This is a genomic window from Antrihabitans auranticaus, from assembly GCF_016481275.1.
Taxonomy (GTDB): domain Bacteria; phylum Actinomycetota; class Actinomycetes; order Mycobacteriales; family Mycobacteriaceae; genus Antrihabitans.
In genome coordinates, this window is the sequence record NZ_JAEMNW010000004.1 from 32,814 (window position 1) to 44,835 (window position 12,022).

Genomic DNA, 12,022 nt, shown 5'->3' on the forward strand with positions numbered 1-12,022 from the left:
GGTTTTGATCAATCGTCCACGGGTACGGGCCTGCGAAGATTCGCCTACGTATGGGTAAGTTACTGGTTCGTTCGTACCACTTTTTGTGTATCAGTATGGTCGCTCGGCGGCCAAACGTGAGGCTTTCCTCATGATTTTGTGACACCCTTGAGGAGTCCCAAAAGAGGAATGCGCGGCAGGGAAGCTGCGCCTGGGCGTGGTCGATGGCGACCCCCCGAATCGAATACCTCGCATCGATGATGCCAAGGAGAGGAACAGTCGCGTGACGGTTAATGAGAGTGCTGCCCCCGGAAACGGACGAGGCGCACATTCGTCTCAGCACACGACCCCCAACGGATCCAAGAAGCAGACGCCCAGTCGCGTTGCCCTTGCCGATCGGTTGCTTGCGGGTGAGCCCTACGCTTTGGCTTTCGGTGGTCAGGGAGCTTCCTGGCTCGATGTCCTGGCCGAGATCACGCGTGACAGCGGACTCGAGCCCGAGATCACGGCCCTGGTGAACGAGGCTGCGGCTCTCGTCGAGCCCGTTGCCGACGAACTCGTCGTCGTTCGGCCGGTCGGCTTCGACCCGATTGGCTGGATGCTCGACCGCGATCTCGCGGAAGGTGATGGCGATGCGACCGCCGTTCCCTCCGATGCCGTATTGACTTCCGGCGCCGTTTCGCTGCCTGGAATCTTCCTTACCCAGCTTGCGTCCACCCGTGCGCTGACGATGCAGGGCATCGATCCCAACGTCACCCCGCCGGTAATTTCCGTCGGGCATTCACAGGGACTGCTCGGCGTGTACTCGATCGAGGACGGAATGACTCGTGACGCCGAGCTCCTCGCCATCGCGCAGCTCTCCGGCGCAGCAGCGGGTCTCGTCGGTCGCCGTCGCGGCCTGATCGGCTCGCCGACGCGTTCCCCGATGATGTCGGTCGCCAACGTCGATCCCGACGAATTGCGCAAGGTCGTCGAGGAGGTCGCGGAGGGTGTCGACCCGAAGATCGCGCCGTTCCTCTCGATCCGCAACGGCCGCCGCCGCGTCGTCGTTTCCGGTGCGCCGGCACAGCTCGAGCGCCTGCGTGACCGCTGCAAGGAGATCACTGCACAGCAGACCCGGGAGCGCGAAGAGAAGAAGCGCGGCGGAGCCGTGTTCTCGCCTGTTTTCGAGTCGATCCCCGTTGCGCTGGCATTCCACCACCCGACTCTCGCCGAGCATGTCGAGATCGTCGGCAAATGGGCGGCGCAATGTGGAATTGACGTCGATCGCGCGAAAGAGATCGCGTCTCGCTGCTTGTACGAGCCCGTCGACTGGGTCGAAGAGGTCGACCGCATCGTCGAATCCGGCGCACGCTGGGTTCTCGACATGGGCCCCGGCGATCTGCTGACCCGCATGACGGCCGCTGCACTGCGCGGGACCGATATCGGCGTCATCCCGGTCGCAACTCGCGGCGGACAGCGCAACCTGCTGACGCCCGGTGCAACCCCTGAGGTCCGCGCGCCGTGGTCCACGTTCGCACCGAAGCCTGTCACTCTGCCCGACGGCCGCGTGGTCGTCGAGACCGCGTTCACCAAGCTGACGGGTCGTTCGCCGATCCTGCTCGCAGGCATGACCCCGACGACGGTCGACGCGAAGATCGTCGCCGCGGCAGCCAATGCCGGCCACTGGGCAGAGCTTGCCGGTGGTGGTCAGGTCACCGAACCGATCTTCGAAGATCGCGTCGCCGAACTGAAGACGCTGCTCGAGCCGGGTCGTTCGATCCAGTTCAACTCGCTGTTCCTCGACCCGTACCTGTGGAAGCTGCAGCTCGGTGGCAAGCGACTCGTGCAGCGCGCTCGCGCGGCCGGTGCGCCGATCGACGGCGTCGTCGTGACGGCCGGTATTCCTGAACTCGAAGAAGCCGTCGCGCTCATCGCAGAACTCAGCGACGCCGGAATCACCCACATCGCGTTCAAGCCGGGCACCGTCGCGCAGATTCGGTCGGTCATCCGGATCGCGAACGAAGTACCGGACTTCCCGGTCATCATGCATATCGAAGGCGGTCGCGCCGGTGGTCACCACTCGTGGGAAGACCTCGACGACCTCCTGCTCGACACCTACGCAGAACTGCGCACCCGACCGAACGTCGTCGTCTGCGTCGGCGGTGGCATCGGTACCCCGGAGCGGGCAGCCGAGTACCTGACCGGTAGCTGGGCCAACGCACACGGCTACCCGACGATGCCGCTCGACGGCATCCTCGTCGGTACCGCCGCGATGGCAACCCTGGAGGCGACCACGTCGCCGCAGGTCAAGAAGATGCTGGTCGATACTCCCGGAACCCCGGATTGGGTCGGAGCGGGCACGGCAGAGGGTGGCATGGCCTCCGGGCGTAGCCAGCTCGGCGCCGATATCCACGAAATCGACAACACCGCGTCCCGGTGCGGTCGTCTGCTCGACGAGGTGGCCGGTGACGCCGACGCAGTGGCGGCTCGTCGCGACGAGATCATTGCCGCGCTCGACGGCACCGCGAAGCCGTACTTCGGCGACATCGAGACGATGACCTACGCGCAGTGGCTGCAGCGTTATGTCGAGATGTGCGTCGGGCTCGACCCGCACAAGGACTTCGACTGCGGCAGCGATCTGGGCGACGCCATCGCCGAGGCGACCACGGACCCGTGGCTCGACAGCACGTGGCGCAACCGCTTCCACGAGATGCTGCAGCGCGCCGAGGCTCGTCTGCACCCCGTCGACCGTGGACCGATCCCCACCCTGTTCCCGGAAGCGGACGACCTCAACCGGCCCGTCGCGGCGCTGTGCGACCTGAAGGCGCGCTACCCCGAGGCAGAAGAAGCGATCCTGCACCCGGCCGACGTGGCGTTCTTCATCGCGTTGTGCAAGACACCGGGTAAGCCGGTCAACTTCGTCCCGGTCGTCGACGGCGACGTTCGGCGCTGGTGGCGTTCGGATTCGCTGTGGCAGGCCCACGATCCGCGCTACTCGGCAGACCAGGTCTGCATCATTCCGGGCACTGTCGCTGTTGCCGGCATCACCAAGCTGGACGAGCCCGTCGGCGACCTCCTCGACCGCTTCGAGAAGGCCACCACCGACTCGCTGCTCGGCGCAGGCGTCGCGACGACCGCTGTCGCAAGCCGTCGTCATGCAGGCGTTATTGCCGGACCGATCGACATCGTCCTTTCCGCACCTGACGTCTTCTGGTCGGGCCGCATGACCCAGAACCCGGTCGGCCGCCTCGGCGGACTGGCGGAGTGGGCCGTCGAAGGTTCGCAGGCAATCCACCCGAAGACAGGCGCAACGCTCACCGAACTCGACGCAAGCCATGTCGAATTGAAGGTGCCGCTGCGCAGCGACAAGGCTGTCACGATCCGCATCACGGTTGGCGAGTCCACGCTCGACGGCGGCGCTCCGGTCGTCACGGAGTCGGATGCCGAAGCGTCCATGTCCGCGCTGCTTTCGGTCGCGGCCGGCCAGGAACTTCCCGCGGTCAAGACAGTCGGTGGCAGGTCCGTCGCACACCTCAACGTGGCATGGACACCCGACCTCGTTGCCGACCACGGCGGCGTCACCGGTTCCTCGATGCCGGAGGCCCTCGAGTCGACCGGAAACACCGTGCCCGACGTGGTTGTCGGCGCCTGCTGGCCCGCGGTCTTCGCGGTGCTCGGCGGAACCAAGACGGCTGACGCGAAGAGCGTCATCGAAGGCATGCTCGATCTGGTGCACCTCGATCACCAGGTGCAGTTGACGGGTGAATTGCCGGACGAGACAGCGATTTTCGCGGTTCGCGCCGAGAGCAAGGACGTGTTCGACACTGACCTCGGCCGCGTCGTCGAGGTGCACGTCGAGATCGGCGTCATGCTCGACCACGGCCTGCAGACACCCACCGTCGCAAAGCTTGTGGAGCGCTTCGCGATTCGCGGTCGCACCGGAAAGCGCGAGCTGACGGACCCGGCAAAGGCCGGCGGTTCGCTGAGCGCGGCAGCCGGCGATGCCGCACGAAAGCGTCGTCGTGACACCACGATCGTCGCGCCGCGCAACATGGCGGCATTCGCGGCGGTCTCCGGTGACCACAACCCGATCCACACCTCCGGGGCTGCGGCGGCACTCGCCGGCCTCGGCGACCCGATTGTGCACGGCATGTGGCTTTCCGCCGCTGCTCAGCACGTCGTCGCCGCTGCCGATGCCACCGCATCCGTTCCTGCGCGTCGTCTGACGGCGTGGACGGCTCGGTTCCTCGGCATGGTCCGTCCGGGCGCGACGATCGATGTCCGCGTCGACCGGACCGGCATCGACGGTGGTGCCGAGATCGTCGAGGTCTCGTGCCGCGTCGCCGGTGACCTCGTCATGGTCGCAACCGGCCGCATCGCAGTACCGAAGACGATCTACGCGTTCCCCGGCCAGGGCATCCAGCGGCAGGGCATGGGCCTCGAAGCCCGGACCCGCTCGAAGGCTGCCAAGGAGATCTGGGAGCGTGCCGACAAGCACACCCGCAAGGCTCTGGGCTTCTCGATTCTCGCGGTCGTTCGCGACAACCCGACCTTCATCAAGGCACGCGACGGCGAGCACAGGCACCCCGCGGGCGTCCTGCACCTGACGCAGTTCACCCAGGTCGCAATGGCGACGCTCGGTGTTGCGCAGATCGCCGAGCTGCGCGAATCGGGTGCCTTCGTCGAAGGCGCACTGTTCGCGGGTCACTCGGTCGGTGAGTACAACGCGCTCGCCGCGGCCGCCGGTGTGCTGCCGCTCGAGGCAGTGCTCGAGGTCGTGTTCCAGCGCGGATCTGCGATGCATCAGCTCGTCCCGCGTGATGCGAAGGGCCGCAGCGACTACCGCATGGCTGCCATCCGCCCGTCGCAGATGGGTCTGCCCGACAGCGAGGTCGAAGGCTTCGTGTCCGGCATCGCCGCCGAGACCGGTGAGTTCCTGCAGGTCGTAAACCTGAACCTGCGCGGTTCGCAGTACGCGATCGCCGGCACGGTCCGAGGCCTGAAAGCTCTCGAGTCGCAGGTCGAAGAGCGAGTTGCCGCGTTCGGTGGCAAGCGCGCATTCATCCTGGTTCCGGGTATCGACGTGCCGTTCCACTCGACCGTCCTGCGTGCCGGTGTCCCGGAGTTCCGGAGCAAGCTGCAGAAGCTGCTGCCTGCCGACCTGCACCCCGAAATCCTTGTCGGACGCTACATTCCGAACCTGGTCCCGAAGCCGTTCTCGCTCGAGCGTGAGTTCGTTCAGGAGATCGCGGACCTCGTTCCGTCCGAGCCGCTCAACGAGGTCCTCGCGGACTTCGACGACTGGGCTGCCCGGCCTGCCGACCTCTGCCGCGTTGTGCTTGTCGAGCTGCTCGCATGGCAGTTCGCGAGCCCGGTGCGCTGGATCGAGACGCAGGACCTGCTCTTCACCGACGAGGCGCACGGTGGCCTCGGCGTCGAGCGCTTCATCGAGGTCGGCCTCGGGTCCGCCCCGACGGTCGCGAACCTCGCGTCGCAGACGCTGAAGTTGCCGGGTCGCATCGGCAACCAGGTCGAGGTCTTCAACATCGAGCGTGACGCTGCTGCTGTCTACGCAACCGACGTGGACGCCGCGCCTGCCGAGGACGACGTCGTCGAAACCGCGCCTGCCGCACAGGCTTCGGCGCCTGCGGCTCCCGCTGCCGCACCCGCGGCCCCGGCTGCAGCGCCCAGCGGTGGTCCCCGTCCCGACGACATCGCCTTCTCGGCTTCGGACGCAACCAAGATTCTGATCGCGCAGTGGACGAAGCTGCGCCTCGACCAGATCGGTCCCGTGGACACGATCGAGGCGCTGTGCGACGGCGTTTCCTCCCGCCGCAACCAGTTGCTCGTCGACCTCGGTTCCGAGCTCTCGCTCGGTGCCATCGACGGTGCCGCCGATGCCGACATGGCTGCTCTTGCGGGCACGGTCCAGAAGCTAGCCCGTACCTACAAGCCGTTCGGTTCGGTGCTGACCGACTCGATCGGTGACCACCTGCGCAAGGTGTTCGGCCCGTCGGGCAAGCGTCCCGCCGCGATCGCCGAGCGCGTCAAGAAGGTCTGGGAACTGGGCGACGGCTGGGCCAGCCACGTGACCGCCGAGGTTGCCCTCGGCACCCGCGAAGGGTCGAGCATCCGTGGCGGTAGCCTCGGCGGGCTCGCCGACGGTGCCGTCAGCGACGGTGCCGCAGTGGACAAGGTGATCGACGCTGCGGTTGCTGCCGTTGCTTCGCGCCGTGGCATTTCGGTCGCGCTGCCCTCCTCCGGTGGTGGCGGCGGCGGCACGATCGACGCAGCCGCGCTGGGTGAGTTCACCGAGAACATCACCGGTCGCGAAGGCGTTCTGGCTTCGGCCGCGCGCCTCGTGCTCGAGCAGTTGGGCCACGTCGAAGAGGTCTCGGTTCCCGAGGCGTCGACCGACGCCGAGCTCATCGACCTCGTGTCTGCAGAACTCGGCTCGGACTGGCCGCGACTGGTCGCTCCCGCGTTCGACGGCAAGCGTGCGGTCCTGTTCGACGACCGCTGGGCAAGTGCACGTGAAGACCTCGTGCGGCTGTGGATCGACGCGAACGATATTTCGACCATCACGGTCGACGGCTTCGTCGGTGCAGGCAAAGATGTTGCAGCGCAGGCGCTGTGGTGGAAGGAACGGGCCGCTGCTGCGGACCGGACCATCCTCGCGGCGGCCTACGGTCAGATCGCCGACGCTGCGGTCCAGCAGACGACGGGCGAGTACGCCGACGACGTCGCGGTCGTGACCGGAGCGAGCAAGGGCTCCATCGCGGCGGCAATCGCGGGCAAGCTCCTCGGTGGCGGTGCGACCGTCGTCGTCACGACCTCGCGTCTCGACGATGATCGACTCGGCTTCTACCGCAGGCTCTACCGCGACAACGCGATCAACGGTGCAGCCCTCTGGGTCGTGCCTGCGAACATGGCGTCCTATGCCGATGTCGATGCGCTCATCGACTGGGTCGGCAGCGAGCAGATCGACAATGCCGGTGGGGCCAAGAAGCTGCTGAAGCCGGCGCAGACCCCGACGCTGCTGTTCCCGTTCGCGGCTCCCCGCGTTGCCGGTGACCTCGCCGACGCAGGCGCACGGGCCGAGATGGAGATGCGTGTTCTCCTCTGGTCGGTCGAGCGTTTGATCGGTGGGCTTTCGAAGATCGGTTACGACCACGACGTCGACAGCCGCCTGCACGTAGTGCTGCCGGGCTCGCCGAACCGTGGTCTGTTCGGTGGCGACGGTGCGTACGGCGAGTCGAAGGCTGCGCTCGACGCTGTCGTCGCCCGCTGGAGTGCCGAGCGCAGCTGGGCCGATCGCGTCACGCTTGCCCACGCCCTCATCGGCTGGGTCCGCGGAACCGGCTTGATGGGTCACAACGACCCGCTCGTCGACGCGGTCGAGGAGGCAGGCGTCAAGACGTGGTCGACGCAGGACATGGCGTCCGCACTGCTCGAACTCTGCACCGCGGAAGCTCGCGACGCCGCAACCGTCAAGCCCAACCAGGTGGACCTCACCGGTGGACTCGCGGAAGCCGATCTCGACCTCCCCGCACTCGCCAAGCGTGCTGCTGCGGCCGAAAAGCCCGCAGCGGCAACCGAAGCGGCGGTTGTCGAAGAGACCATCCCGGCCCTTCCGGCACCGCCGACGCTCACCCGCGACCTGGCTGCCCCGGCGTGGGCGAAGCTCGATGTTTCGCCCGAGGACCTGGTCGTCATCGTCGGTGCGGGCGAGATCGGACCGTACGGCTCGGCCCGGACCCGCTTCGAGGTCGAGGTCGACGAGGAACTGTCGGCGGCCGGCGTGCTCGAGCTGGCCTGGACGACAGGACTGGTCACCTGGGAATCGACTCCGCAGGCAGGTTGGTACGACGCTGAATCGGGCGACTTCGTACCCGAGTCGGAGATCGCCGACCGCTACCACGACACCGTCATCGCGCGTTGCGGGATCCGTCGCTACGAGGACGACTTCGGCATGGTCGACAACCAGGCGCCGTTGCTGACCTCGATCTTCCTGGACAGCGACTTGACCTTCGTGGTCACAGGCGAGGCGGACGCACGGTCCTTCTACGCTGCCGATCCGGCGCACACGGTCATCGCACCGGTCCCGGACAGCGGCGACTGGAAGGTGACTCGCAAGGCAGGCACCGAGATTCGCGTGCCGCGCAAGGCGAAGCTGAGCAGGACGGTTGGCGGCCAGATCCCGACCGGCTTCGATCCGACCAAGTGGGGCATCACCGCGGACATGGTCAGCTCGATCGACCGCGTCGCGTTGTGGAACATCGTCACGACAGTCGACGCGTTCATCGGCGCTGGCTTCTCGCCGACCGAACTGATGCGCTGGGTGCACCCGAGCCTCGTTGCCAACACTCAGGGCAGCGGCATGGGCGGCATGACGTCCATCCGTTCGATGTACGTCGATTCGCTCCTCGGCGAACCGCACGCCAACGACATCCTGCAGGAAGCGCTCGGCAACGTCGTTGCAGCGCACGTCGTGCAGGCCTACGTCGGCAGCTACGGCGCGATGGTTCACCCCGTCGCGGCGTGCGCTACGGCTGCGATTTCGGTCGAAGAGGGCGTCGACAAGATTCGACTCGGCAAGGCGCAGGTCGTCGTCGCCGGTGGCTTCGACGACGTCAGTACCGAAGCGATCGTCGGCTTCGCGGACATGTCGGCAACTGCCGATTCCGCTGCGATGCACGCCAAGGGCATCAGCGATCGCCGCTTCTCGCGGGCCAACGATCGTCGTCGCGGCGGCTTCGTCGAATCGCACGGTGGTGGCACGGTGCTGCTGGCTCGCGGTGACGTCGCGCTCGAAATGGGCTTGCCGGTTCTCGGCGTGGTCGGTTTTGCGCAGTCGTTCGGTGACGGCGTCCACACGTCGATCCCGGCTCCGGGTCTCGGCGCGCTGGGTGCAGGTCGCGGTGGCCGCGAATCGCAGCTCGCGTCGTCGCTGCGCAAGCTCGGCGTCACGGCCGACGACGTCGCAGTCATCTCGAAGCACGACACGTCGACCAACGCGAACGATCCGAACGAGGCCGAGTTGCACGAGCGTCTCGCGTCCGCGATCGGTCGGTCCGAGGGTGCACCGCTGTTCGTCGTCTCGCAGAAGAGCCTGACGGGTCACGCAAAGGGTGGCGCGGCAGCGTTCCAGATGATCGGCCTGTGCCAGGTGCTTGCTCAGGGTGTCGTGCCGCCGAACCGCAGCCTCGACTGCCTCGACGACAAGATGGCCGAATTCCCGCACCTCGTGTGGGCGCGTGAGCCGCTTCGCTTCGGCGAGGGGCTTCCGCTGAAGGCCGGTCTGGTGACCAGCCTCGGCTTCGGTCACGTGTCCGGGCTGATCGCGATCGTGCACCCCGAGGCATTCGTCCAGTCGATTCCGGAGGCACAGCGTGCCGATTACCGGGCGCGTGCGAACGAGCGTCTCGGCAAGGGTCGCCAGCGGCTCGCCCAGGCAATGTGCGGTGGCGACACGCTCTACGAGCGTCCGGCCGACCGTCGGCTCGGGTCCGACGACCACGCTGTTCGGCAGTTGGAAGCCGACATGCTGCTGTCCGAGGATGCACGCCTCGGCACGGATGGCGTCTACGCGGCAGGTCAGGGCTGCAAGTGACGATCGTAGGAATTGGACTGGACCTGGTGACGGTGTCCGAGTTCGCAGAGCAGCTCGACCGTGCCGGTACGACGATGATCCGCGAGAGTTTCACCGCGGGGGAGCGGCGCTACTGCCAAGGCAAAGGCACCGATCCGGCTCGTAGCTATGCGGTCCGGTGGGCGGCGAAGGAGGCGGTCCTCAAGGCTTGGGCGTCCTCCCGGTTCGCCCGCCGCCCGCAGGTCGGCGACAACCCGTATCTGCTGATCGAGGTCGTCAACGACGCGTGGGGCAGGCCGACCATCAAGCTTCACGGCCTGGCCCAGGACTTCTTGCCGCGCGCCAAGATTCACCTGTCCCTCACACACGACGGGGACACGGCGGCTGCCGTCGTGATCCTGGAAGACCCAGGCGTGAACGGCGAAGCCGAGGACTGACAGGGGCTATGCCTTTTCCTGGTAGCACTTGAACGCCAGAGTGAAGCGACCCCGGCCGTGGGTCATCGACCGTAAGGCGATGGCGTAATCGGTCAGCTCGCTTTCGGGGACCGAACCTATGACGGTGATTTCACCATTGCTGGCAGGTTCGGTCCCTTCTATTTGCCCGGACCGCCGGCTCAGGTCGGCCATCACGTCGCCCTGGAGCTGGGTGGGCACGGTCACCTCGACATGGTCGATCGGTTCGAGCACTATCGTGCCGACCTTGTCGATTGCCGCTTTGAGCGCGAGCGCGCCGGCCATCCGGAAGCTGTGTTCGTCGGAGTCGACCGAGTGGTGCTTGCCGTCGAGCAGCGTCGCCTTGACGTCGACGATCGGGAATCCCTCGCGCCCACCGCGCGTCATCTGCTCGTTGATGCCCTTGCCGACCGCGGGGATGAGCGATTTCGGAACTACGCCGCCGCGGGTTTCGTCGACGAATTCGAAGCCGCCTTCACGCGGTAGCGGTTCGAACTTGACGACTGCAACGCCGAACTGCCCGTGCCCACCGCTCTGTTTCTTGTGCCTGCCTTCGGTTTCCGCGACACCGCGCAGCGTCTCGCGGTATGCGACCTTGACGGGTTCTGTGTCCACTGTGACGCCGTAGCGGCGCTTGAGCCGCGCGAGAGCAACCTGCACGTGGACCTCGCCGGCGCCGCGCAGGACGGTCTGCCCGGTCTCGGCGTCGCGGTGCAGGTGCAGGGTGGGGTCGTCGTTCACAAGTTCGGCAAGCGCTGTCGCGAGTTTGTCCTCGTCGCTCGCTCGTTGTGCGGATATCGCGATGCCATGCACGGGTGCCGGATGGCGCAAGGGCGTCACAACCAGGTTCGTGCCGACCGCCGTCAGGGAATCGCCCGTTGCGACATCGGTCAGCTTGATCGCACCGACGATGTCACCGGCGACTGCCGACTCGATCGGCGTGTACTTCCCGCCGACGACCTGAAGCAGGTTGTGCAGCCGCTCTTTTCCGCCTGTTCGCGGGTTGTACAGGATGTCGTCGGCGTGCAGCGTGCCCGTGACCACCTTGAGCATCGCGACCTGACCGACGTAGTCGTCGGTCTGTGTCTTGAACACGTAGGCGAGCGGTTCACTCTGCGGGTGTGCCTGGATCACTACGGTCCGCTCACCCGACTGGGCTTCGATCGCCGCCAATTCTGTTGGTGCAGGAGCGATTCGGCACAGGAAGTCGAGGAGTCTGTCGACCGCGATCGTCTCGGTCGCCGACCCGCAGAGCACCGGCCACACGGTGCCGCCGACGAATCCGGTGTGCAGCGCGTGCTCGAGTTCGCCGACGCTGATTTCTTCGCCGTCGAGGTATCTGCCGAGCAGGTCGTCCTCGATCTCGACCACGTCCTCGACGAGGTGTTCGTGCTCGGCGTGCTCCTTGTCCGCGATCTCGGGTGGAATTTCGTCCTTCTCGACCGGGGAGCCGGTGTCATACAGAAATACATGGTCGGTCAGCAGATCTGCGACGCCGGTGAACTCCGACGCTTCGCCGACCGGAAGTTCGACCGGTTCGACGCCGGTTCCGAAGTGTTCCCGGATGCCGTCCAGCGTCCGTTCGAAAGATGCACGGTCTTTGTCGAGCTTGTTGACGAAAAGCAGCCGTGGCTTGCCCAGATCGGCGGCGGCCTGCCACAGGATCTCGTCGTTGACCTGCAGTCCGCTCACTCCGTCGATCACGAACACGGCAACATCGGCAACCCGCAGCGCCGTGAGCGCATCGCCGACGAAGTCGGCGTATCCGGGGGTATCGATGAGGTTGAACCGGTACGCATTCCAGTTGAACGTCGCGAGGTGCAGCGTCAGCGACTGTGTCCGGTCTCGTTCCTCGGCAGAGGTGTCAAGCAGAGTGTTCCCGGTTTCGACGCGTCCCGGCCGAGTGGTGACACCGGCGCGAAAGAGCATTGCTTCGGCGAGCGAGGTCTTCCCGTTGCCCTGATGCCCGACGAGCGCGACGTTCCTGATCAGTTCGCTGTCGATGGTGGCCACC

At 66.4% G+C, this 12,022-nt stretch carries 3 protein-coding genes; 2 read left to right on the forward strand and 1 reads right to left on the reverse strand.

Going from position 1 to position 12,022, the window contains the following annotated elements:
- Positions 1-262 precede the first annotated feature (262 nt).
- Together JGU72_RS18255 and acpS are read left to right on the forward strand one after the other, a co-directional pair.
- Positions 263-9,574: a type I polyketide synthase gene (locus JGU72_RS18255; protein ID WP_199685444.1), complete on the forward strand. Its 9,312-nt coding sequence runs from the start codon at positions 263-265 to the stop codon at positions 9,572-9,574.
- Positions 9,571-9,990, forward strand: coding sequence for a holo-ACP synthase AcpS (gene acpS / locus JGU72_RS18260; RefSeq protein ID WP_199685445.1), 420 nt, complete (start codon positions 9,571-9,573; stop codon positions 9,988-9,990). Before JGU72_RS18255 ends, acpS begins: the two co-directional genes overlap by 4 nt.
- Positions 9,991-9,996: 6 nt before the next feature.
- Here acpS and fusA read toward each other — a convergent pair whose 3' ends face one another.
- Positions 9,997-12,021, reverse strand: coding sequence for an elongation factor G (gene fusA, locus JGU72_RS18265; protein ID WP_307828507.1), 2,025 nt, complete (start codon positions 12,019-12,021; stop codon positions 9,997-9,999).
- Position 12,022 lies beyond the last annotated feature (1 nt).